Source organism: Methylophilus sp. YYY-1, assembly GCF_029132825.1.
Lineage (GTDB): Bacteria > Pseudomonadota > Gammaproteobacteria > Burkholderiales > Methylophilaceae > Methylophilus > Methylophilus glucosoxydans.
The window spans coordinates 315832-339164 of sequence record NZ_WOVG01000003.1; the positions used below are offsets into that span (position 1 = coordinate 315832).

Sequence of the window (23333 nt, forward strand, 5' to 3'; positions counted from 1 at the left end):
TTATCATGCCATTTTTAAATCAGAGATTTTCCATCGTCGGCAAATCTCATACTGGACAACGGCGTCCATAGCTTGTTTCGCAGGATTGCAATGTGCAATCGCGGCATTGGCTATGGACGCCGTTTTTGTTTTTAGGCTTTGAGTTTGATAACGCAATGCACGCAACTGACATGAAAAACATCGTGACACTGCCTGCTTGCATCTGATTAGGAATACAAGATGAATCAACACACACGCATCCTCGTCGTCGGCAACGGCATGGTGGGACATTACTTTGTGCAAGAACTGGTGAAACGCCACCCTGACCTGGCCGCCGCCAACCTGCAAGTCACCGTGCTGGGCGAAGAACCACGCCCGGCTTATGACCGCGTGCACCTCTCCAGTTTTTTCTCGGGTAGCACGGCGGAAGACCTGTCGCTGGTCGAGCCTGGATTTTATGACCGGCCGGGCCTGACATTGCGCCTCAATGCCCGCGTCAGCCATATAGACCGCCACCAGCATACCGTGACACTGACAGACGACACGATATTGGCCTACGATAAGCTGGTGCTGGCGACCGGCTCTTATCCATTTGTCCCTTCTGTCACCGGGCGTGACCGTGAAAACTGTTTTGTCTACCGAACCATTGAAGATCTCGAAGCCATGACGGCAGCAGGCAAAACCGCCAAAAGCGGTGTCGTCGTTGGTGGCGGCCTGCTGGGCCTGGAATGTGCCAAGGCATTGAAAGACATGGGCCTGGAAACCCATGTGGTTGAATTTGCGCCCCGTTTGATGGCGGTGCAAGTAGACGAAGCGGGCGGCAAAGTGCTGCGCAGCAAAATTGAGGAGCTGGGTGTACACGTGCACACCAGCCGCAATACCACGGCGATTGTCGATGGAGCGACTGCGCGCCACCGTATGGTGTTCTTTGATGACACCTGGCTGGAAACCGACATGATCGTATTCTCTGCCGGTATCCGTCCACGCGATGAACTGGCACGTGAATCCGGCCTGGCCATCGGTGCTCGTGGCGGTATCGCCATAGATAACTTCTCCCGCTCCAGTGACCACAATATTTACGCCATCGGCGAATGCGCCAGCTGGAACGACGAGATGTTTGGCCTGGTCGCGCCTGGCTATGACATGGCCCGCACCGCCTGCGCACATCTGCTGGGTGAAACATCGACCACTTTCCAGGGCGCAGACATGAGCACCAAGCTCAAACTGATGGGTGTGGATGTCGCCAGCGTAGGCGATGCGCATGGCAAAACCCAGGGCTGCCGCAGCTACCAGTACACCGATGAAGTGCGCAATATCTACAAAAAAATCGTCGTCAGCGAAGATGGCAAAAAACTGCTGGGTGCCGTGCTGATTGGCAATGCCGATGAATACGGCACGCTGCAACAGATGACCGTCAACGAAATGCCGCTGCCGGAAAATCCTGAATTCCTGATTCTGCCAGCCAGTGATGGCAAGGAAAAACCTGGCCTGGGCGTGGATGCCCTGCCAGATACCGCGGTGCTGTGTTCTTGCAATAACGTCAGTAAGGGCGCAATTGGTGAAGCGGTGGCGGCTGGCAATTGCAGCATAGGCGCCATCAAGTCGTGCACCAAAGCCGGTACGGCCTGTGGTGGCTGCGTACCGTTGGTGACGCAAGTCATGAAAGCGCAGATGGTGAAGCTGGGCATGACCGTCAACAATCACCTGTGCGAACACTTCCCGTATTCACGTCAGGAGCTTTACCACCTGGTGCGTGTGGGCCAGATCAAATCGTTTGACGAGTTACTGCATAAACACGGCCAGGGATTGGGCTGTGATATCTGCAAACCTACCGCCGCCAGCATTCTGGCCTCATGCTGGAACGAATTTATCCTGAAAAAAGACCTGGCGTCCTTGCAAGATTCGAATGACTATTTCTTGGGCAACATCCAGAAAGACGGCAGCTACTCGGTGGTGCCTCGCATGCCGGGCGGCGAAGTCACGCCGGATGGCCTGATTGCCATCGGACAGATTGCGAAAAAATACGGCTTGTACACCAAGGTCACCGGTGGCGCACGCGTAGACATGTTTGGCGCCCGCGTGGAACAATTACCCAATATCTGGGAAGAGTTGATCGCGGCCGGCTTTGAATCTGGCCATGCTTACGGCAAATCACTGCGTACGGTCAAAAGCTGTGTCGGCTCCACCTGGTGCCGCTATGGCGTGGATGACAGCGTCGGCCTGGCCGTGCAGCTGGAAAACCGTTACAAAGGCCTGCGTGCGCCGCACAAAATCAAGTTTGGCGTCTCTGGATGCACGCGCGAATGCGCCGAAGCGCAAGGCAAGGATGTGGGTTTGATTGCGACTGAAAATGGCTGGAACCTCTATGTGTGCGGCAATGGTGGCATGAAGCCACGCCATGCCGAGCTGCTTGCAAGCGATCTCAGCAAAGAAGAAGCCATCCGCATGATAGACCGTTTTTTGATGTTCTATATCCGTACCGCAGACCGCCTGCAACGCACCAGCACCTGGCGCGACAACCTCGAAGGCGGCCTGGATTACCTCAAGCAAGTTGTCATTGAGGATTCGTTAGGGCTGGGCGCTGAACTGGAATCCCAAATGCAACACGTGGTAGACAACTATCAGGACGAGTGGAAAACCGCTGTCACCGATCCCGAAGTGCGCAAGCGCTTCCGCAGCTTCGTCAATAGTGTGGCAGGTGACGACAATATTGTCTTCGTCAATGAGCGCAACCAGATCCGCCCGGCCACGTCCGCAGAAAAACAGCAGACCGCACCTGCCGCCAAGGTCATCCCCATCCTGGCAGCAACAGAGTAATCAAGGAAACCGTCTATGAATCAGTTACAAGCAACAAACGCCCAGCCTGCCGAGGCAGCCGCATGGCACCCAGTGTGCGCACTCGAGGATATCTGGCCGAATATGGGGGTCTGTGCCCTGATTGAAGGCCAACAAATTGCCATTTTCCGCCTTAAAAACGACCAGCTCTACGCGCTGGATAATCACGACCCGCATAGCGAGGCCAATGTGCTGTCCCGCGGCCTGGTCGGTGATTTGGGCGGCGAGCCTGTAGTCGCCTCGCCGATTTACAAGCATCACTACCAGCTACGCACTGGCCTCTGTGTTGAGGACGCAACCGTGTGTCTGAATGTTTACCCGGTCGAAGTCAGGGATGGCAAGGTGTGGGTACAACGATAACCAGGGTGACTCAGAGGACAGAACCATGCACGCCATGAAAAAGACCGATAAACCCGGCCAGCACACCATCCTGAATAGTGACCGCATGGTGGCGCTGATCAACCTCTCTGGCCGCCAGCGCATGCTATCGCAACGCATTGCGCTCAATATCCTGTTGAGTGCACACCAGCCTCAAGCACTGGCCCAAGCCAAAGAGGCGTTGGCCTTGTTTAGCCAGACGCATACACTTCTGGTCAAAGGCAACCATGAGTATCCCGGTGTTTATTTTGCCGCGCTGGAAAAAGTATTGTTTGGTCCGGAAGATAACGAGGCCAAAATCCGGCAATTTATTCAACACTGCCAACAGGCGATTAGCGCCTGCGAAAGTAATCAGGGTCTGCCTGCAGCCATGATCCCCTTGCTGGGCGAAGAGGCCAGCTTGATCGTGGCCGTCCTCAACCAGATTACGGTCACGTACGAAAATGAATCCAAACACTGCGAACTGCTCAGACGCAAAAAGCAGGAAAACCTGATGAGCAGCATCCAGAAGATCGCCAAAGAAGCCAAGATTGTTTCCTTTAACGCGCAGGTCATCGCCGCACGGTCTGGCGACGCCGGCAAGGAGTTTGCCGTGGTCGCCAGCGTCATGACCGACATCACCAATGAAATTGAACAACTGGTGGCTAAAGCGCTGGTGAGTGATTAACACCCTAAAACACCATCACCATCAGCCCGGATGGATGATGGTGATTTGTTTGCGCACGAACGGCAGTGCCAGTCACTGCCGTCGCGCATTATGCGGGGATGACGCAATCATTCCCCACGGGTTACCCGTGGTGTTCATGCGCAGCAGCCACTTGATGCTGTGACTGCACATTATTTTCCATCACTTGCTCGATAAAGGGATTCTGGCTGAGGCTATCATCAGACGCACTTTGTGCGCTGGCCTGGCTCGATTCAAACTTGGTATGCAGCATCGTTTCAACCGCGTTCAAATCTGTGGCGTTTGAGTTGTCGGCCGCAAAACCAGCGACTGAAAAAGACAACAGAACAAGGGTAGATAACAGTTTCATTTTTGACTCCTAGTGATAAACAACAGTACGTTGTGAGGTGAAATTTACGCGGAGTCTGGGAGGAAATGAAATTGTTTGTTTGAATGGATTTATTCAAACAAACAATGGAACCTTTGGCGTCTTACGGCGAGCTTACAAAGGCTTAAATAGGGAGGAGATTCCCTTGACGATAGATTGATGCCCATCTAATATCAAACCCCATAGGAGATGACATTCCTCCTTGGGAGTCGCGAGTAAATACTTCCTCAACCGCCCAGTGCTGATGATGTCTACACGAACCCGGGACGGGGGGTGTAGACACGACCATACGCCTTGTCCTGATATTGAAACCAAGCTTGGGACAAGTCTCTTGAAATTGACACCAGTTCACACACCACAGACCTTGTTACGTCAACATTCGGTTCGGATTTCCTGTCCGCCGCAGCCCTATCCGCCTGTCTTGCCCAAGCCTGACCCTGCGCCGCCACCGGAATGATGAGATGCATGCCCCACCATTCGTTTTGACCAATGTGGAAAAGATTGCCTGCCAGCGCCTCTGACCCCACACTCAGCCAAGGACCGATAAGCCATGAACTTACGTGATTTGAAGTATTTATTAGCCGTCTCTGAATATAAAAACTTTAGCAAGGCGGCTGAACATTGTGCGACCACGCAGCCCACTTTGAGCAATCAGATCAGAAAGCTGGAAAACTATCTGGAGGTGGAGATCTTTGAAAGAGGCACGCATTTTGTGCGCGTCACCCCTGTGGGAGAAAAGATTATTGAGGCGGCCACGCAGGTGATCGAGCATGCAAACCAGATTGTTCACATTGCTCGTGAAGCCAGGCAGCATGCCTCTGCCAAGCTCACCTTTGGCAGTTTTCCGTCTCTTGGCCATGCCCTGCCACTGCAATACATCTTCCATCTAAAACAGCAGTTCAAGCCATTTAAAGTGCAACATGTGGAAGAAGATGTGGATGTGCTCATCGATTTATTGGTGAATCAGGAAATTGATTTTGCCTTGCTGCCATTGCCGGTCACGCATGCCAGTCTGACGGGCATCAAACTGCTGGATGACCCGTTGTACGTAGTGGTGCCCAGCCATCATGCCTATGCCTCATGCAAAAGCCTGCAACTCAGTGATTTAAACCAGCAAGCCCTGCTGTTTCTGGTGGAGGATCAGTCGCATTACCGGCAAATTCTGGAGCATTTTGATGCCAATTTTGCCCGGCAGCATTTGGACAAAGATGATGATTTCAAGGCGGTGAGCTTTGAAGCGCTCAGGATGATGGTCAAACATGGTTTGGGGCTGGCCGTGATTCCTGGCACAGCCATCAACCATGAGGATCATGATGTGCACTATATCCCCTTTGCCTTACCGGCGATTGGTCGCTCGATTGGCGTTTATTGGAATAGGAACCATGTGAATCCAGCACTGTTGCAACAGGTGTGTGCTCAATTACAACGCCAACATGATGGAGAAACAACGCTGATTGCAACTTGAGTGCGATTTGCGTCAAACCAAGCTAGCTTGTTGACGGCCATGCACTTGACGGGGCTCAAGACACTCAAGCAGGCGGCCTATTTTTGCGATCACCATATCCAACGTGTACTCAGAAGAGATTAAACAAGGCAATAATCGAACGACGTGATCTCTGGTGACATTGATCAACAGATGCTCCTGCTGCAATGCCTGAGTCATTAAATGACTGGCTGGCACCGCAAGCTCTATGCCCACCATCAAACCCAACCCTCGCACATCCACCACATATCGATTGCCTGCTGTGGTGCGATTGAGCCGCTCTAAAAAAACATGACCCATTTCGGCAGCCCGTTCCGCTAACTGACTTGCCTGCATGATGTCCAGGACAGCGCAGGCAACCCTGCTGGCCAGTGGGTTGCCACCAAACGTCGATCCATAGCCCCCTGGTGAAAACAGCCTTGCTGTCTCCCCTTTGGCAAGACAGGCGCCTATCGGGAAACCATTCCCCAACGCTTTCGCCAACGTTAGCACATCAGGCACAATCTGTTCATGCTGGTAGGCAAACCACTGACCGGTTCGACCAAGACCAGACTGAATCTCATCTAACATCAGCAACCAACCATGCTGATCACAAAGTGCTCTTAATTGCTTTAAATAGCCCGGTGAGAACACTTGAACGCCACCTTCGCCTTGAACCGGCTCCACCAGAATCGCAACAACACGCTTCTGCTCAGCCGCGACTTGTTGTATTGCTGCTAAATCATCAAAGGGCACCCGGATGAAGCCTGCAATGTGCCGTTCAAACTCAAACCCAGTCTGCCTGGAGGCATTGGAACTCGCTGCATTGGTGGCATAGGTCCTGCCATGAAAAGCATTCTCCATCACAATCACCACCGGATGAGTAATGCCTTTTCTTAAGCCATACAGCCGTGCAATCTTTAAGGCAACTTCATTTGCCTCGCACCCGGAGTTACAAATAAAGGCTTTGTCCAGGCCACTCAAGGCACACAGTTTTTCGCCAAGTAACGATTGCCAGTAAATTTCTGTCATATTAGAGGTATGAATTAATTGCGTTGCTTGCTCTGCAAGCTGTTCAGCAATCACAGGATGAGCATGCCCCAGGCTGGTAACACCAATGCCAGAAATGGCGTCAATATATTCCGTCTGGTGAATATCCCACAAACGGTCACCTTTACCTCGTTGAAACATCACTGGCAGGCGCTGATAGGTATGCATCAAATGCATGACTTTGTCTTTCTACTCAAGTTCTAGAGAAGTAATATCTACGGTTGTAAAAATAGGTTCCATGGCGAGCAATCGGGTGCCATGAGGACCTGTTTCCAGAATCCGGTTTTCCTCGTAGGAGACCTGAATTTCTATGGAATACCCTGCCGACGCACTCAATAGTGCCATCATGTCTCGCACGACCTCTTTTGCCATCGGGCCCTGTGTTTCCACCTTGCACCAAAGCCGGAAGTCTTTCCAGACGATGAGTCTATAACGTAGGCTCATAGCGCTGCGGCCCTGCCAACCGTGCGGACCAACTCTCCACCGAGGAAGTCTCAAGCCTGTGCTCAAACATGGTCCGCCATCTGTCCACCAAGGGTAGGTTGAGTGCACTTTTCAATTCATTCTGATCTAGCGGGGAGTGATAAAGCAATAACAGTATCCTGTGCAGGCTCCAGTCAGGATACGGACGCTCGTTCAAGGTTATGACATCGCCAGCGGCAATCACTCCCGGCTGCAGGACACGACAATAAAAACCCGTCTTCCTGTATATCTGCATTTGCTGGGCCAAGTCTGGAATCCCGGAGCGATCATTGACTTTCCAGCAAGGTTGTCTAGTCTGTGTCACTTCCAGCATGACACTGCCTATCGACAATCTATCCCCCATGCAAATCGTCAGTTCTGAGAGCCCCGTTGTGCTCAGGTTTTCACCCAATGCGCCATGACTCATCAAGTTTGCTGAGGGATAGCGAGTGTATTGCTGCCATTGTGCATAATGCTCGCTCGGATAAATATGCACCGCTTTATCAAGCCCGCCATGCAGGCGTCTGTCTGCCTGCTCATCGCCTTGCAATCCTGTAAAACCAACCTTCACAGGCACATGCACAGCCGTTTTTAATATGGCGCTGGTTGTCCCAGGACGCAAAAGCGCGCGCGGAGTACCCATACATACCGCTTGCACCACACCGATGACTTTTTTCATGGTAGATCCTGTTCTGCTTGATCTAGCCAGGCATGAAATACGCGCTGGGCTGCGTCCGACAAAGCGGCAGCATACAGTTTGCTGTCCCCGCGCAGCTGGTGCAGATTGATCTCTGCCATATGTAATTCACAGGCATGTCCAATCAGCCATTTTTCAAGCGCACTTGCATCAAACTCCAGATGGCACTGCAAGCACAACAGATAATCACCCAGGCTAAATGCCTGATTTGGGCAATGTGACGTCCCTGCAAGCAATTTGGCCTGCGGCGGCACAGAAAACTGATCTCCATGCCAATGGAGTACTGACACCTCAGACCCCAGTAAGCCCAAGGCAGACTGCCTGCCTTCAGCAGTCAAACTCAGCGGTGAAAAGCCAATTTCTTTGCCTTGCCGCATGGGCAACACCTCGGCGCCCAGCTGCTTGGCAATCAGTTGTGCGCCAAGACAAATACCAATCATGGGTTTGCGCGCGAGTAGTCTGGTATGAATCAGTTCAGCCTCATCCTTAAGAAACGGGTAGCGTCCCAGCTCATACACACTGATGGGACCACCCAGAATGACGACTAAATCGGCTTGTATAACATCAGGCAACGCAGGCAATGGATCGCCTGCCTCAACATATCGAATCTCATAATTCCTGCTTTGTAGCACCGGGCCCAATGTCCCAAGATCCTCAAAGGCAAGGTGACGGATCACCATGGCCACCTTTCTACGCATGGTTGTATCGTTCATCGCATTTCTCCCTTTACCGGTAGCGTTTGCCGGCAGATACCGCTGTTTCAGGAGAGAATTTATAAGCGTTGCACGCTGATGTCGTGAGCCTGTTATGAAATATAGGATGGTCCAGAGAGTGTGGAGAACCGAAAAGTTAGCTGCTTAGCAGTTCATGCAGCTTGCCTAGCAGCTGCGCGAGTTGCCTGTCATCATGACTGCCAAACCCCAGCCGGATCGCAGCCACTGTCTGATTAGCATGCGCATAGAGGCTATCGCGGTGAAAATGTAGTCTATGCTGCTTGGACCACAGCAGAAAGTCTTGCATGGCAATTGTTTTTTTTAAGGTGAGCCAAAAGGCCAAGCCGCCACTAGGCAAATTAAAATCCAACAGTTGATCGAAGTCCTTGTTGAAGGCGGCCGCCAGTGTTTTTCGCCGCTGGTCATAAATCTTCAATGTTTTCAGAATGTGGCGCTTTAGCTCTCCGTTGCCCATCAACTCTGCCGCCGCCAGCTCTGTCACCGGGTTACCTTGCCGGTCTATGATCATGATATGGTCGGCACAGGCCTGAATAAATGCTTCTGGCCCCACGATATAGCCCACACGTAAGCCAGGCGCCAACACTTTGGAAAGTGAGCCGACATAAATTACGCTTTCAGGACTACGGCAAGCCAAAGGTAATACAGGCTGCAAAATGTAATGAAACTCATGGTCATAATCGTCCTCCAGTATTTTGAAGCCATGCCTTGCCGCAACAGTGAGTAGTTGTATGCGCCGCTCCATGCTCATCATGACCGTCGTCGGAAACTGATGATGTGGCGTCACATAGACGAAACGGATCTCGCGCTTGCTGCAGATATGATCCAGTTGGTCAATATTCATGCCATGTTCATCAGTCTCCACCGTGATCACTTCTGCGCCGCAAGCCTGAAAGGCCAGTCGCGCTGGCTGATAGCTGAGTCGCTCCATGACCACGGCATCGCCTGGCTGGATCATGACTTTCGCCGTCAGAAAAATGCCCATCTGACTCCCGCGTACCACACAAATATTGTCTGGTTTGACATGTAAGCCACGCTCCATATTAAGCATTTGCGCGATGGCCATACGCAGCTCATCCGTCCCCAAGGGATTGCTATAGCCGAGACGGCTGGATCGAGCGGTATGTATCAGGGCATGGCGAAAGGCGCGGGAAATAATTTCAAACGGAATCAGGCGTGAATCAGGAATGCCATCATTAATGATGATTTCAAATCGCTCTGCAGCGGGGAATGTGGCATTGGGCATCACAGCAACAGTGGCCAAGGGATGTGATGATGCCTGGCTTGGTACTTGATGCAAGGTCATAGGCAAATGACTTGCGACAAAGGTGCCCCGCCTGCCCTCTGACTGCAACCATCCTTGTGCGATGAGTTCATCATAGGCCAGTACAACGGTTTTTCGATTGATGGCAAGCTTGGTGGCCATCTCCCGCGTGCCCGGCAGAGCATCTTGTGGCTTGAGCCTACCGGCTTTGATCTCTGCAATGATTAGTGTAACCAGTTGCAGATAAAACGGCGTGGACGACGATTCATCCAGCTTAATTACCAGGTCCCATGGTCTTAACATACCCCCTCAGCTTTCTCTCGCAAGCGTGTGATTGTTTTTCTCAAAACACAGTTTACCTATTGTTGACATGAGCAGGCAGGTTTCAAGCCTGGACCCATGAACATTTGAATTCTGGCTGGTTTTTGAGCACCAGTAGATGGTTACAGTGGCTGCACTGATGCAATCAGTCTCTCCCAAACGACCGGGAGATTAAAACCAAGATTATCAGAATATGGAGAGAATCAATGAACGTGAAAACAACTCACCTAGCGATCGTCGCCATGGCAAGTGCTATGGCTTATATGCCAGTCTCGTATGCCGAGACCGATATGGAAGCCGCCATGAAAAACCCGAATAACTGGGTGCACCCCCGTGCCAACTATAGCAATCAGGGCTACAGCACATTAAATCAAATCAATGCAAACAACGTCAAAAACCTTAAATCGGTGTGGACATTTGCGACAGGCGTTAACCGAGGTCATGAAGGCTCGCCGATTGTGGTGGATGGTGTCATGTATGTACACACCGCCTTTCCTAACAATGTGTATGCACTGGACCTCAATGACAATCAGAAGATTCTTTGGTCTTACTTCCCTAAACAGGAGCCGTCGGTACAGGCAGTGTTGTGCTGTGACAACGTCAACCGCGGACTGGGATGGGGTCACGGCAAGATTTACCTGACGCAAAACGACGGTATGCTGGTCGCACTGGATGCAAAAACCGGGGCCAAACTGTGGGACACCAAGGTCGTCGATACCAAAGTGGGCGGGACACTCACGGCAGCACCCCATGTGATCAAAGACAAAGTGATTGTAGGGTGTTCAGGCGCAGAGTTTGGCTTGCGCTGCTACCTGTCGGCTTATAACGCCAAAGATGGTTCCTTAGCCTGGCGCGCCTATAGTACAGGCTCTGATGCGGATGCCTTGATTGGCGAAGGCTTTAATGCAGATAATCCGCACTACAGTGCTTTATCTGTGTATCAGGATGTCAACGGCGGCAATAAACAAGGGGGCTCATTCAAAGCCTTGAAAAAAGAACAACTGCAATATCCTGAAAAAGACCTGGGTATCAAAACCTGGCTGAAACCGCAAGCGGTTAAAAATGGTTGGGAACATGGCGGCGGTTCCATCTGGGGCTGGTTTTCATTTGATCCCAGAACCAACTTGATGTATTACGGCACGGCCAACCCTTCGGTCTGGAATCCGGATGTGCGCCCTGGCGACAACAAGTGGACCATGACTGTGTTTGCGCGTGATGTAGACACGGGCATGGCCAAATGGGGCTATCAAAAAACACCTCATGACGAGTGGGACTACGATGGCGTCAATGAGCTGATACTGTTTGATAAAGCAGGTAAAACTTATGCCTGGCACCATGACCGCAACGGCTTTGCTTATACCTTTGAAGCGAAAACCGGCTCCATCGTTGTTGCCGAAAAAGTGCATCCATTTGTTAACTGGGCCAACGGGATTGATTTAAAAACCGGGATCCCTGACAAGAACGCGGCGGCCTCTACCCATCAGGACTACAACGCCAAGGGTATTTGTCCGGCTGCACAAGGTACCAAAGACCAGCAACCTGCTGCCTACTCCCCCAGAACCGGCTATATGTACACACCTTTGATTCACTTGTGCATGACCTATGAACCGGTGGAATCCAAATATGTTGCAGGTCAACCCTGGGTAGGGGCAACCTTGACCATGTTTCCTGGGCCAGATGGCGTGATGGGTGGTTTTGCTGCTTACAACCCTATGAACGGCAAGAATGTCTGGTACAACAAAGAAAAATTCTCAGCCTGGAGTGGGGCCTTAACCACCGCTGGTGACATTGTCATGTATGGAACGCTGGATCGCTGGTTCAAAGCCGTAGATGCAAAATCTGGTAAAGAACTCTGGAAAATGCAAGTGGGTTCTGGCGTGGTCGGCAATGCTTTCACCTATGGTCATAAAGGCAAACAGTATGTAGGCGTCTACTCCGGGATTGGTGGTTGGGCAGGGGTTGCCATGAACCTGGGGATGAGCAATGACACAGATGCGCTGGGTGCTAGCGGTGCGTACAAAGAGTTGACCAAATATAACGCCGCGCCAGGCGGCGGCACACTCAACGTCTTTTCACTTTAGATTCAATGTTGTGAAGTCACCTTTGAATTGATCTCCAAAGGTTCTTTATACCTCCTATTTGCCAATAGGAGGTTTTTTCTTACAGCGCTGTTGGTTGCTTGACTAAACTACCCCCAGGGTATCAGTTAACACTTGGCTTCATCCATAGATTCGAGTATTAGGTTCAATAACTTTGACACCTTATCCAATCAGGCTTGCTACTGGACAAACCGTATAGTTAGCTCTGACTTACATACACGATAGCCACGAAAACTACATTGAAAACAATAAAAAATCACGAAAATAAATATTATAAAAATAAATGATTTACAAGACTCAATCAGGCTTTATCCGCTTATTCCCATCCTTTACTTAGGGGTTTAATAGCAGACTCATAGCGTGTAAATATTACTAAAGAGGACTTTTTTCATGCAAATTGCACGTCTCAAGCTGTCTACCTTGATAGTCAGCGTTTTGACGACTATCCTGCTGGCTGTTTGCCTGTTCGTGTTTTTGAATATGCAGGCCAATAAAACAGTGGCGATTAATGGGGAGCAATACAACAAGATCATAGACCAGAAGGATCTGGTCGCTGACGTATTACCCCCACCGGAATACCTGATTGAAACCTGGCAACTGATTCTGCAAAGCGTCGCCATGAATGCATCATCCGCGGGCTCCCTGCAGCAAAAAGTCAGCGTCCTTAGGGCCGAGTTTGAAAAACGCCATGCTTACTGGGAGAAGAAACTTAATAACCCCGAGATCAAGCATTTGATGGCTGAACAGCTGTATGCCTCAGGCCAGGCTTTTTTTGCAATATACGATCACAAATTTATCCCTGCGCTGAATGCGCAGGATAAAAAGCAGATTGAGTCTGCATTGCACGAGTTAAACGCTGCCTACGAGGCCCATCGAACAATTGTTGATCAGGTGGTCATCTACACAAACAAGACAGCGCAAACGCTGGAAGCTGAAACGGCGCAAGTCATTTCCAAGGGTGAGATCGCCAATTATGTGATGGTGTTGCTGCTGATCGCGTTTGCCAGCGGCTTAGGCTATTTCATCGTCAGCACAGTTAAAAAACGTTTGGGTATGGATCCTGTTGAGTTATCAGAGCTGGCTGGCCGCTTTTCTGATGGTGACTTTTCAGCGCACATTGCATTGCCTGTTGGCGATGAAACCAGTGTCGCGCACTCCATGCAGGTACTCCAACGCACGCTGAGCAAACTCTCAACGGAAACCAACCGGCTGGCCAAAGCAGCGATTGAAGGGCAATTGTCTACGCGTGCAGAGACGGCAGCCTTTAATGGCGAGTTCAAGCGTTTGGTCGAGGGCTTTAACCAGACGCTGGATGGTGTGATTGTGCCGTTAAATGTGGCGGCGAGCTATGTGGCAGATATCTCCAAAGGCAATATCCCTGACAAGATTACTGCAACGTATCATGGCGATTTCAATGCCATTAAAGATAATCTTAATCATTGCATTGATGCCGTGAATGCGCTGATTGCGGACGCCAATATGTTGTCAGAGGCGGCGGTTGCCGGACGCTTGTCTACACGTGCAGACGCCAGCAAACATGAAGGCGATTTCCGCAAAATTGTTGAGGGCGTGAACCATACGCTGGATGCGGTCATTTCTCCACTCAATGTCGCTGCAGAATATGTGGATCATATTGCCAAAGGCCACATTCCACCTAAAATCACGGACACTTACCATGGCGATTTCAACACCATTAAAAATAACCTTAACCAGTGCATTGATGCCGTCAATGCGCTGATTATGGATGCCAATCACCTGTCACAGGCGGCCGTCAAAGGCGAGCTGTCTACACGGGCGGATGCGAATAAACATAATGGCGATTTTAGAAAAATTATTGAGGGCGTGAATCACACGCTGGATGCGGTGATTGTACCGCTGAATATGGCGGCCAGCTATGTCGCGCGGATCGCGCATGGCGACATTCCTGCCGAGATTACCGCCCCGTATTACGGCGATTTCAACGAAATAAAAAACAACCTGAATACTTGCATCCAGGCGATTAATCAACTGCTAGAGGACTCTGCGCTATTGGCACAAGCGGCCAAGGAAGGACGTATACAGGTGCGGGCTGACGAAATGAAACATGCTGGTGATTTCCGCAAGGTGATTGCTGGCGTTAACCAGACGCTGGACCTGATTGTTGAACCGATTAAAGCCGTACGACAGGCAGTTGAAGCGATTGATACTGCAGCCAGTGAGATCGCCAGTGGCAATAACCAACTTTCGCGCCGGACGGAAGACCAGGCAGCGAGCCTTGAAGAAACCGCCGCCAGCATGGAGCAATTCGCTTCTATCGTCAAACACAATGCAGAGAATGCTCAAGAAGCCAACCAACTGGCGCTGACAGCATCAAACGTGGCTGAAAACGGCGGCCAGGTTGTACGCGAGGCCATTGCCAGCATGAATGCAATGAATGAAAGTGCCCGCCAGATTGAAGACATCATTGCCGTGATTGATGGCATCGCCTTCCAAACAAATATCCTGGCCTTGAACGCAGCCGTAGAAGCGGCGCGCGCCGGCGAACAGGGCCGAGGCTTTGCCGTGGTGGCGAATGAGGTCGGCGCACTGGCACAGCGCTCATCCGTCGCTGCAAAAGAAATCAATGGCTTGATTAGCACCTCGGTCAATAACACCTATGATGCAGTCAAACAGGTAGACCTTGCTGGTAAAACCATGGAAGAGGTAGTCAGTTCAGTGAAAAAAGTCTCTGAAATCATGCGAGACATCAGTGAAGCCTCGTTTGAGCAAAGCAAAGGCATAGAACAAGTGAATCAGGCAATCACCCACATAGACGAAGCCACGCAGCAAAATGCGGCACTGGTCGAAGAAGCCGCCGCGGCAGCAGAATCATTACTGGATCAGGCTAACCAGCTGAGCCAGTCCGTCCAACGCTTCAAACTGGATCAACCCGACCATACACCCCATCGCTGGAAGTCGACCGAGCCTGAAGAAGAGGAAGATACTCTCATGCGCATGACGGGAACGTGAGCGGGCTCACATTGGCCGTGGTGACAAGATCAACCTTAAGTTTGCTGTGAATCTTAACGGGCTTTTGCCCCTGAGAGCGCGCTAAAACTGACGGCGCTGATCACCAGGACGGCACCAAACAATTGCCCCTGCGTAGGTGGAACGTTCTCAAAAGCGGCAATCACCATGGTGGTGACTGGAATCAGGTTCATGAAAATCGCTGCTTTGGCAGGGCCTAAATGTTTAATGCTGGCATTCCAGAACAGGTAAGCCAGGACGCCGCCGCCCAGTGCCATAATCAACAAGGCCAACCCGGCATGTGCCGTTGGCATCACCAACGGGCTACCGTTGCATGCCGCAGCCAGGCTCAATGCCAGCGCCCCCACGGTCATGATGCCGGCAGTGCTGGCAATCCCGCTCACCTGCTTAGGCATCATTTTCTTCACCAACACGTTATAAACCGCCCAGTTGAGCGATGCAATCATGATATACAGGTCGCCCGTCGCAATCGTCCACTCGGCCCCTGCCCCCAGCACCACAATGGCGACGCCAGCAATGCCCACCGGGAAAGCCAGCAGCTGCGCCAGCTTTGGCCGCTCACCGAGGATGAAATAGCTTAAGATCGCGGTCAGAAGCGGGTTTAAAGCCATGATCAAAGCGCCATTAATCGCCGAGGAATGTGCCATACCCAAAAAGAAAAACAAGTTAAAACCAAAGACACCCACAATCCCCAGCGTCAAGTACGCCTTCCACTCACGTAAGGGAATTACTGCCTGTGAAAACCGGGCAATCAGGATCATGACAATCGCCGCAATCGTATAGCGGCTGGCACCGGCCAGATAAGGGCTCATTTCAGCCAGCACCGGCTTTGCCAGATTGAAATTGGCGCCCCAGAGGATGGCGGCCAGGGTGGCCATCAAATACGTTTTGATCAGGTTCACTTCACGCTTTCAGTTTCAGACTGGGGCAACAACGCTAGGACATCACAAGCGCTTGCGTTAGTGTGCCCGTTTTCAGGCACATGTTTATTCGGATGCCGGCACCCCTGCTGGACGCAAGGATTGCAACACAGACTTGAGGACACCGGGAAACTTCTGCTCAATTTCTTCCAGACGCAACGCATTCATATGCTCTGTCCCCTCAATGAGGGTTTCTACCAGGCCGGCCGCACGCAGAATTTTAAAGTGGTGAGACAGGCTGGATTTAGGCCGATTCAAGTCAAACTCGCCGCAGGTCATCTTTCGGCCAGCCACCGCCAGTCGCCCGACAATTTCAAGCCGTGTCGGATCTGACAAGGCATACATGAGGTCGGTGAGTTCGACCTGTTCTATGCTGGGATGTTTAATTTGTCGCATGGTCTGAATTTATCATACCTCTTGATATTATTCTATTGTTCGATTATATTCGAACAATAGAATTTAAACCCATTCTGCAACACACATTTGTTAAAGGACGTTTTATGGCTGATTTGTTTTCTCGTTTCCAGTTAAAAGCAGTGACCTTGAGAAACCGCATTGCGGTGCCGCCCATGTGCCAGTACATGGCCGAAGATGGCGTCGCCAACGACTGGCACCAGGCGCATTACGCGACACTGGCCCGCGGTGGCAGTGGCCTGGTGATTGTGGAGGCGACCGGCGTGGCGCCAGAAGGCCGCATTACACCTGGGTGCCTGGGCATCTGGAATGATGCGCAAGCAGAGCAATTGCGCAAGATTGCGGCGGCCATCAAGGCTGCAGGAGCAGTCCCCGGCATCCAGATTGCGCATGCCGGCCGCAAAGCCAGTGCCAACAAACCCTGGGAGGGCGATGACCATATGGCCGAAAGTGATCCGCGTGCCTGGCAACCGATTGCACCTTCTGCCCTGGCCTTTGGTGGTGGCTTGCCGCGTGTCCCCCAAGCCATGACGCTAGCAGATATTGCCCGCGTACAAAATGACTTTGTGGCTGCGGCCAAACGTGCACTGGCCGCTGGTTTTGAATGGCTGGAAATCCACTTTGCGCATGGTTACCTGGGGCAAAGCTTTACCTCGGCGCACTCTAACCAGCGTACCGACCAATATGGCGGTAGTTTTGAAAACCGCTCACGGTTTACCATTGAGACCCTGGAAGCCATTCGCGCCGTCTGGCCGGAGCATCTGCCACTGACAGCCCGCTTTGGCGTGATTGAGTATGATGGCAAAGATGAAGAAACCTTGAATGAGTCTATCCAGCTGGTGAAAGCCTGGCGTGATAGTGGCCTGGACATGCTCAGTGTGAGTGTCGGCTTTACCATCCCTGAAACCAATATTCCCTGGGGACCCGCTTTTCTGGCGCCGATTGCACAGCGCGTGCGTCAAGAAGCCGGGATTCCGGTGTCTTCCGCCTGGGGCTTTGGTGCCCCCACCCTGGCGGATGGCGCCATCCGCAACGAGCAACTGGATCTGGCCATGATCGGCCGCGCGCACCTTGAAAATCCGCATTGGCCTTATTTTGCGGCCAAGGCGCTGGGTCAAGATCAGGCCGCCTGGGTGTTGCCAGCCCCTTATGCCCATTGGCTGGCGAGATATCACAACCCTAGCGAGACGGTTAAAAAGTAAGCCTGGGTAGCCACAAAAAAATAAACCTGCTTGCGCAGGTTTATTTTTTGTTTGGCAGCGGCACATTTATTCGGCGGGCTTGTCCATCAATTCCATTTCATCACTGGCCATCAACCGCTCGATGTCCACCAGAATAATCATTTCACTCTCAACTGTTGCCAGACCAATCACATAGTTGGTGTTAATCCTTGTCACCAGTGTCGGCATTTCACGCAGATTTTCTTCGTACAACTCTCGCACATCCGATACGCCATCGACAACGATGCCGACGACGCGACCACTGAGGTTCAGAATAATGACGACCGTGAATTCGTTATAGACCACCTCGCCCAGATCAAACTTGATACGCAAATCCACGATAGGCACAATTTTGCCGCGCAGGTTGACCACGCCTTTGATAAACGCAGGCATATTGGCAATATGGGTCACCGGATCATAGCCGCGGATCTCCTGTACTTTGAGGATATCAATCCCGTATTGCTCGTTGCCGAGAATAAAAGTCAGGTATTCGCCCGCTGTCTGTTTTGCGCTTGCACTGTCTGCACTGTTATTTTGTGTCGCTGCATTCATAACTGCTTCCTTAGATGAACTCATACACACTGACATTTTTGGGGTAGAGCCATACAAGCAAACCCTTGTTTGCATCGCATCGCTCTTGCCTGGCCCTCAGTATGGGCTTGATTAAAACTGAATAGCAATCGCCGTCGCTGCAATCAAACTCTGATCAGTCTGACGACGGCCCGACTCATTAAAAATATCATCCCTGCTTTGCAACTGACGCAGCTCGGCACGTACAGTGACACGCGGGCACACTTTATAATCGGCATTCACGGAGTAGCCCATGGTTTTAAAACCGTTGGGAGTGCCGGTGTTGATAATCACCCCCTGTTTGTCCTGATAGTATTCCACGCGCCCGGTAACACTGAACTGGCTGGAATACTGATACTTGGCCAGTACGGCCGGCGCCAGCCACACATTGTAGCCGTCGCCCTCTCCTGGCGGTTTTTCTTCGGCGCCAATATCAAACGCGGTAATCAGGCTCCACTGCTCATCCAGCTTAAAGATGCCATAAAAGTCATGAAAATAACGCATCTGGCGCGCACGGTCAGATTTGTCATTGCCAATAAACGAGCTGCTATTGAGCGTCACCCGATCATTCGGTTTATAGGTGAGCTGATGGCCGATGGACGGCGTTGTGTTGCCTTGCGGTGCACGGATGCGCTGCCAACCACTCAACACCAGGCCACTCGCCATCCACTTGCCATCGGCAGAGGTATAACTGAGTTTGGCCCCTGTTTCAAAATAAGGCGAACTCTCTGCCATCAAGCTCCGCGTCAGCGTCCAGTTCTCGGTGCCGATCGCACTTTCAAAACCCAGATGCGAGGGCATCACCCCGGCATCCAGCCAGAGATCGTGTTTGTCAGAAAGCTTGACACCCGCATTGGCTTCAAAGATATGTTGCAAGTCTTTGGGCTCGGCAGCGTAATTGGCGCGCATATAACTGCCCGAAGCCAGCGCCAGATTGCCGCGCACACGTTGCGTATTCAAACTGGCCTTGACCATGGCCAGATTGATGCTCAAATCATTGCCCCGGTTATGGCTATAGATAAAGTCGGGCCGTTTATGGTTGGGCGGATCATTAAAATCACGTACATAGTAGGTCTCAAGGTAGCCACTCAAGCTCAAGGGTGAGGACACCGCTACCGGCGTCTCCTCCGCCTTGACAGACAGTGGCAAACTACTGGTCAACACCAACAGAGTCGAAACAATCTTACTTAAGTTCATGGGCATTTAACGACAGATTCCGCTAAAAATTAAAACGGATCGCCGTCATGAGGACATGATTCTCACGGTCTACAGTTTTGGTATTTATAAACTGGTTCAGATAGCCGATATCTGCATTGCTAAAGTCACTGAATTTCCAGTTCACGCCCAGAAACAGGCGGTTCTGGTCAAACCCTTTGCGCGGACCCCAGTGTGTATCGTTAAAGTTGATAAACAACTCGTCATACACCACCCAGGATAATTGCGGATTCAAGCTCGAAGGCAGACTGGCGCGCACCATTTGCCGCCAGCGATAGGCATGCTGGCTAAAGTCCTCGCGCTCACGGTTTTCCAGCCTGGAACGGCTGCTCAAGCTCACGCCGCCAATCGGGTCAAACTGGTAAGAAAACTGCTGCCACAAGCGGTTTTCCTGATAGGCCGAGGCGCCTGCCGGATGATTGATAATCGTGTCATAACCCAACCAGACACTGGCCTTGGGCGTCACCTTGTAAAAAATGGACGGGCGCAGAATCAGCGTATCAAAATGCTTGCCCTCATCACGCCAGCGCGGATGCGTGTCCATGCTCCAGTATAAATTCTCTACCGGCAATTTACCTTGCGCATAAATATTCAGCCAATAACGGCCGTCTTCTTCAACTTCTGCCCGAGCAAAACTTGAAAAAATGAGAGAAATCAAAACGATGACACAACTAAATCCACGCACGGTAACGCCCCATCATAAGTTATAAATTAAGCGATGATCAGATCTCACTCATCAGGCCATCAGCGACAACATGTTCAAGGACTGATCAAGTACCACCTGATTTCGACCTGAAAGTTTAGCTTTGCTTAACGCATCATCCGCACGCGCAAAGAGATGTTCAAAATCGTCTCCATACTCATACGAGGCAACACCAGCACTGATCGTGACATTCAAACCGGATAAATGTTGATTCGCAAAGTAGTCGCAAAAGCCTTGTGCATACTGACTGGCCGCTAACGTTGTTGTATTTTTCAAAATCACTAAAAACTCTTCCCCACCAATACGAAAGCACAGTTCATTCGCAAAGAAATTTGCAAATAAAGCACCGGCCGCAGCTAATACCTCATCGCCAATCTTATGGCCATAGGTATCGTTGATCTGTTTAAAAAAATCAACATCTGCCACGATTAGCGCCAATGGTTTGGAAGACATATAGGCTTCAGAAATGACTTGCTGCTGTACATCACGCAAATAATGCCTGTTATATAACTTGGTCAATGCATCATGCGTTGCCAGTGATTGCATGGTTTGATATTGCATCTCATATGTGAGCAATAGTTGATAGCTCTCCAGCAAATGCTTGACCCTGATTTCAAACTCTTCCAGAGACGAGTCTTTTGAGTAAAAGTCATTTGCACCATTGAGGAGCAATTGTGTTCGCCGCGCAGGACTATTTAAGCCTGAAATAGCCAATATCGGAATACGTGACTTAGCCGCGTCATGAGAATTTCTTATTGCGCTAATCACGGAGAATCCATCGCCTATCCCGGCTAAGCTGAAGTCTGTAATCACCAAATCGTAAGTGTTGTCGCTGATGCGCTGAATCGCGCCTTCAGCATCGACACAAAATTCGCAATGGAGCCCGATGCTTGCTAATCGCTCGCCATAGACTTGAGAAAGAGACGGACTATCTTCAATGAGCAACACCCGACCTTGGAGTTTATTGCGCTTAGCCTGTGCAAAGTTCTGAATGAATGTATCTAAAGAGGAGATATTTAATTTACTAAAGCAGGCTGTAATTCCCACCTCAATAGATTCATGCGCAATTTGGTGAATGGCATTTGATGCGACCAACAAACTCACGCAGCTGCTACGTGTTTTGGGAGGCAATGCTTTAAAAAATTCAATCCCATTCATGGATTTATGATGGTAAGAAAACAAAAGCAAATCAACATGCTGCCCGTCTAATAACTCGATTGCCTGTAAGGGACTTGCAGCTTCTTCAACCTCAATCTCGTATTTCTTCAACAAAGATGACAATATTTTTCTTGTTGACTTGGAAGAATCCACAATCAGCGCTTTCACCTTATCTCCCACTACCATACATCACAATTTCTTGTGGAATTTTTGCCAGAGAAACCTCCCGTTCAACGGCTCCCAGCTTGTTTGCTTCTTTAGGCATTCCGTATACAACGCAACTTCTTTCATCTTGACCAAGCGTTTTTGCGCCCACCTCTCGCATTTCTTTGAGACCTTGGGCGCCATCATCCCCCATGCCCGTCATAATGATGCCCAGAGCATTCTTACCCGCCTGCTGGGCAACCGAACGGAAGAGCACATTGACCGAAGGGCGATGGCGACTGACGAGCGGGCCATCAATCACGTCAACATGGTATTGAGCACCACTGCGTTTAAGCAGCATGTGCTTACCACCAGGCGCAATCAAAGCGCGACCGGCAATCACGCGGTCGCCATGGGCGGCTTCCTTGACCTCAATCTCGCACAGTTCATTCAGTCTTTTGGCAAATGCTGCAGTAAAGTTTTCGGGCATATGCTGCACGATCACCATGCCAGGACAAACACGTGGTAATGAAGTCAACACGGCCTCCAGTGCTTGCGTACCGCCTGTTGAGGTCCCAATTGCCACTATCCCCTCCGTGGTTTGCGCCATGGCACGATTCGTCGCCGCGAGTACCGCATCCGCCGTCAGTTTAGGAGCGACCTTGGCCACAGGCTCAGCATGCGAGATTCTTTTCAGATTGGCTTTTGCCGCGACTTTAATCACATTGATAATGTCATTGGCATCATCCTCTAAAAAGTCTTTCAAGCCCGCCTTGGGCTTGGTCACGATGCTCACCGCCCCGGCCGCCAGCGCCTGAATGGTGGTTTCGGCGCCCTTCTCGGTCAGCGTCGAACAGATAATGACCGGCGTGGGGCGCTGCGACATGATTTTCTTGAGAAAGGTGATGCCGTCCATTCTGGGCATCTCCACATCCAGAATCACCACATCCGGCCAATCTTTCATCATTTTATCCATGGCAAAAATGGGATCTGCCGCTGCAGAGATGACCTCAATCTCTGAAGATTTTGAAATTTTCTCAGCAAGGACTTTTCTGACCACTGCTGAATCATCCACAATCATGACCCTGATTTTTTTCATAATTAATATTCTCGTTAAACCTTGCTTTTCACCCAGGCAAACCCACTCCAGATATCAAAAATAATATAGCGTGAGTCCTCGCCACCGTAATGATTGGCATGCACATGAAAACCATACTCTGCCAGAAGCATCAGAACGGCATGCAGGTTACGGTCACCAATATGGTTTTTTTGATTGATCTGCAATTGCGGGAACATATTGCTGCCGCCGAATACTTTCACCTGGCAGTCTTGTGGTCGAATCTTGCACTTGGCCATTTCTTCCATCATCAAGGCAATCGCTTCATCTGCATACTTGCCTGACTTGCCAGCAGCAGTTTCATTTTTTTCTTTATGTGAAACATGGCGTTGCGGCAACAGGATATGGCACATGCCCCCCATCTGTTTTGCCGGATGCCAGATCGTGACTGCCACACAGGAGCCCAGAATAGTACGAATTCTGGTATCGGCATCGCCCCAATACCACTCGCCAGGCTGCAAAAAAACCTCAAAAACCTCTTCAGGCTTCTTATCCAACAATCCAAAACTCAAGGCAGGCTGGGTACGCATCAACAT

The 23333-nt window shown here is 50.9% G+C and carries 20 protein-coding genes and 1 riboswitch; of the genes, 7 read left to right on the forward strand and 13 right to left on the reverse strand.

All coding sequences use genetic code 11. The annotated features are described in order from the left end of the window. Positions 1 to 219: 219 nt before the first annotated feature. Genes nirB through GOC95_RS10575 form a run of 3 tightly spaced genes read left to right on the forward strand, consistent with a single transcriptional unit; the run spans position 220 to position 3859 of the window. Complete coding sequence (gene nirB, locus GOC95_RS10565) at positions 220 to 2796, forward strand: nitrite reductase large subunit NirB (RefSeq protein ID WP_275357021.1); 2577 nt, start codon at positions 220 to 222, stop codon at positions 2794 to 2796. Between the two features lie 15 nt (positions 2797 to 2811). After that, positions 2812 to 3174, forward strand: a complete 363-nt coding sequence (nirD, locus tag GOC95_RS10570; RefSeq protein ID WP_275357022.1) for a nitrite reductase small subunit NirD — start codon at positions 2812 to 2814, stop codon at positions 3172 to 3174. Between the two features lie 34 nt (positions 3175 to 3208). After that, positions 3209 to 3859 (forward strand): type IV pili methyl-accepting chemotaxis transducer N-terminal domain-containing protein, encoded by a 651-nt coding sequence (locus tag GOC95_RS10575; RefSeq protein WP_275357023.1) that lies wholly within the window; start codon positions 3209 to 3211, stop codon positions 3857 to 3859. A gap of 121 nt (positions 3860 to 3980) precedes the next feature. Here the strand turns inward: GOC95_RS10575 and GOC95_RS10580 are convergent, their stop codons facing one another. Further along, on the reverse strand, positions 3981 to 4226 hold the full coding sequence (locus GOC95_RS10580; protein ID WP_194747237.1) for a hypothetical protein: 246 nt from the start codon (positions 4224 to 4226) through the stop codon (positions 3981 to 3983). Between the two features lie 194 nt (positions 4227 to 4420). Continuing rightward, a riboswitch (Fluoride riboswitch) is annotated at positions 4421 to 4505 on the forward strand. Between the two features lie 289 nt (positions 4506 to 4794). Between GOC95_RS10580 and GOC95_RS10585 the strand changes: the two genes are divergently transcribed. After that, positions 4795 to 5709, forward strand: coding sequence for a LysR substrate-binding domain-containing protein (locus tag GOC95_RS10585; protein ID WP_275357024.1), 915 nt, complete (start codon positions 4795 to 4797; stop codon positions 5707 to 5709). A 12-nt stretch (positions 5710 to 5721) separates the two neighbouring features. On the opposite strand, the gene GOC95_RS10590 is transcribed toward GOC95_RS10585, so the two are convergent. The 4 genes from GOC95_RS10590 to GOC95_RS10605 all read right to left on the reverse strand — a co-directional run bounded on the left by GOC95_RS10590 (position 5722) and on the right by GOC95_RS10605 (position 10213). Further along, positions 5722 to 6933: an aspartate aminotransferase family protein gene (locus GOC95_RS10590; RefSeq protein WP_275357025.1), complete on the reverse strand. Its 1212-nt coding sequence runs from the start codon at positions 6931 to 6933 to the stop codon at positions 5722 to 5724. A gap of 250 nt (positions 6934 to 7183) precedes the next feature. After that, complete coding sequence (locus GOC95_RS10595; RefSeq protein ID WP_275357026.1) at positions 7184 to 7897, reverse strand: MOSC domain-containing protein; 714 nt, start codon at positions 7895 to 7897, stop codon at positions 7184 to 7186. Then, positions 7894 to 8628: a glutamine amidotransferase gene (locus tag GOC95_RS10600; RefSeq protein ID WP_275357027.1), complete on the reverse strand. Its 735-nt coding sequence runs from the start codon at positions 8626 to 8628 to the stop codon at positions 7894 to 7896. The genes GOC95_RS10595 and GOC95_RS10600 overlap by 4 nt, the downstream gene beginning before the upstream one ends. Positions 8629 to 8764: 136 nt before the next feature. After that, entirely contained in the window at positions 8765 to 10213 is a 1449-nt protein-coding gene (locus GOC95_RS10605) for a PLP-dependent aminotransferase family protein (protein ID WP_275357028.1), read from the reverse strand. A 224-nt stretch (positions 10214 to 10437) separates the two neighbouring features. Between GOC95_RS10605 and GOC95_RS10610 the strand changes: the two genes are divergently transcribed. Together GOC95_RS10610 and GOC95_RS10615 are read left to right on the forward strand one after the other, a co-directional pair. Then, positions 10438 to 12312 carry a PQQ-binding-like beta-propeller repeat protein gene (locus tag GOC95_RS10610; RefSeq protein WP_275357029.1) on the forward strand — a complete coding sequence of 625 codons (1875 nt, stop codon included), beginning with the start codon at positions 10438 to 10440 and terminating at the stop codon, positions 12310 to 12312. Between the two features lie 408 nt (positions 12313 to 12720). After that, complete coding sequence (locus tag GOC95_RS10615) at positions 12721 to 15318, forward strand: methyl-accepting chemotaxis protein (RefSeq protein ID WP_275357030.1); 2598 nt, start codon at positions 12721 to 12723, stop codon at positions 15316 to 15318. A 53-nt stretch (positions 15319 to 15371) separates the two neighbouring features. Here the strand turns inward: GOC95_RS10615 and GOC95_RS10620 are convergent, their stop codons facing one another. Further along, positions 15372 to 16238, reverse strand: a complete 867-nt coding sequence (locus GOC95_RS10620) for a DMT family transporter (protein WP_275357031.1) — start codon at positions 16236 to 16238, stop codon at positions 15372 to 15374. Positions 16239 to 16322: 84 nt separating this feature from the next. Next, positions 16323 to 16652: a helix-turn-helix domain-containing protein gene (locus GOC95_RS10625; protein ID WP_275357032.1), complete on the reverse strand. Its 330-nt coding sequence runs from the start codon at positions 16650 to 16652 to the stop codon at positions 16323 to 16325. Positions 16653 to 16756: 104 nt separating this feature from the next. Between GOC95_RS10625 and GOC95_RS10630 the strand changes: the two genes are divergently transcribed. Then, on the forward strand, positions 16757 to 17872 hold the full coding sequence (locus GOC95_RS10630; protein WP_275357033.1) for an NADH:flavin oxidoreductase/NADH oxidase: 1116 nt from the start codon (positions 16757 to 16759) through the stop codon (positions 17870 to 17872). Between the two features lie 66 nt (positions 17873 to 17938). Here the strand turns inward: GOC95_RS10630 and GOC95_RS10635 are convergent, their stop codons facing one another. From GOC95_RS10635 to GOC95_RS10660, 6 genes are all read right to left on the reverse strand, one after another. After that, complete coding sequence (locus GOC95_RS10635; RefSeq protein ID WP_194747246.1) at positions 17939 to 18442, reverse strand: chemotaxis protein CheW; 504 nt, start codon at positions 18440 to 18442, stop codon at positions 17939 to 17941. A 111-nt stretch (positions 18443 to 18553) separates the two neighbouring features. Continuing rightward, entirely contained in the window at positions 18554 to 19657 is a 1104-nt protein-coding gene (locus tag GOC95_RS10640) for a porin (protein WP_275357034.1), read from the reverse strand. A gap of 22 nt (positions 19658 to 19679) precedes the next feature. After that, positions 19680 to 20360, reverse strand: coding sequence for a DUF2490 domain-containing protein (locus GOC95_RS10645; protein WP_194747247.1), 681 nt, complete (start codon positions 20358 to 20360; stop codon positions 19680 to 19682). A gap of 51 nt (positions 20361 to 20411) precedes the next feature. Continuing rightward, a complete protein-coding gene (locus GOC95_RS10650; RefSeq protein WP_275357035.1) occupies positions 20412 to 21704 on the reverse strand; it encodes a diguanylate cyclase in 1293 nt (430 codons plus the stop codon). A 1-nt stretch (position 21705) separates the two neighbouring features. Continuing rightward, positions 21706 to 22779, reverse strand: coding sequence for a chemotaxis response regulator protein-glutamate methylesterase (locus GOC95_RS10655; protein ID WP_194747249.1), 1074 nt, complete (start codon positions 22777 to 22779; stop codon positions 21706 to 21708). A gap of 14 nt (positions 22780 to 22793) precedes the next feature. Then, entirely contained in the window at positions 22794 to 23333 is a 540-nt protein-coding gene (locus tag GOC95_RS10660; RefSeq protein ID WP_194747250.1) for a chemotaxis protein CheD, read from the reverse strand.

Excerpts from the sequence above, each read along its gene's own strand:
- nirB (WP_275357021.1), top strand. The coding sequence starts at position 220 with ATGAATCAACACACACGCATCCTCGTCGTCGGCAACGGCATGGTGGGA.
- nirD (WP_275357022.1), top strand. The coding sequence starts at position 2,812 with ATGAATCAGTTACAAGCAACAAACGCCCAGCCTGCCGAGGCAGCCGCA.
- GOC95_RS10575 (WP_275357023.1), top strand. The coding sequence starts at position 3,209 with ATGAAAAAGACCGATAAACCCGGCCAGCACACCATCCTGAATAGTGAC.
- GOC95_RS10580 (WP_194747237.1), bottom strand. The coding sequence starts at position 4,226 with ATGAAACTGTTATCTACCCTTGTTCTGTTGTCTTTTTCAGTCGCTGGT.
- GOC95_RS10585 (WP_275357024.1), top strand. The coding sequence starts at position 4,795 with ATGAACTTACGTGATTTGAAGTATTTATTAGCCGTCTCTGAATATAAA.
- GOC95_RS10590 (WP_275357025.1), bottom strand. The coding sequence starts at position 6,933 with ATGCATTTGATGCATACCTATCAGCGCCTGCCAGTGATGTTTCAACGA.
- GOC95_RS10595 (WP_275357026.1), bottom strand. The coding sequence starts at position 7,897 with ATGAAAAAAGTCATCGGTGTGGTGCAAGCGGTATGTATGGGTACTCCG.
- GOC95_RS10600 (WP_275357027.1), bottom strand. The coding sequence starts at position 8,628 with ATGAACGATACAACCATGCGTAGAAAGGTGGCCATGGTGATCCGTCAC.
- GOC95_RS10605 (WP_275357028.1), bottom strand. The coding sequence starts at position 10,213 with ATGTTAAGACCATGGGACCTGGTAATTAAGCTGGATGAATCGTCGTCC.
- GOC95_RS10610 (WP_275357029.1), top strand. The coding sequence starts at position 10,438 with ATGAACGTGAAAACAACTCACCTAGCGATCGTCGCCATGGCAAGTGCT.
- GOC95_RS10615 (WP_275357030.1), top strand. The coding sequence starts at position 12,721 with ATGCAAATTGCACGTCTCAAGCTGTCTACCTTGATAGTCAGCGTTTTG.
- GOC95_RS10625 (WP_275357032.1), bottom strand. The coding sequence starts at position 16,652 with ATGCGACAAATTAAACATCCCAGCATAGAACAGGTCGAACTCACCGAC.
- GOC95_RS10630 (WP_275357033.1), top strand. The coding sequence starts at position 16,757 with ATGGCTGATTTGTTTTCTCGTTTCCAGTTAAAAGCAGTGACCTTGAGA.
- GOC95_RS10635 (WP_194747246.1), bottom strand. The coding sequence starts at position 18,442 with ATGAATGCAGCGACACAAAATAACAGTGCAGACAGTGCAAGCGCAAAA.
- GOC95_RS10640 (WP_275357034.1), bottom strand. The coding sequence starts at position 19,657 with ATGAACTTAAGTAAGATTGTTTCGACTCTGTTGGTGTTGACCAGTAGT.
- GOC95_RS10655 (WP_194747249.1), bottom strand. The coding sequence starts at position 22,779 with ATGAAAAAAATCAGGGTCATGATTGTGGATGATTCAGCAGTGGTCAGA.
- GOC95_RS10660 (WP_194747250.1), bottom strand. The coding sequence starts at position 23,333 with ATGTTGATGCGTACCCAGCCTGCCTTGAGTTTTGGATTGTTGGATAAG.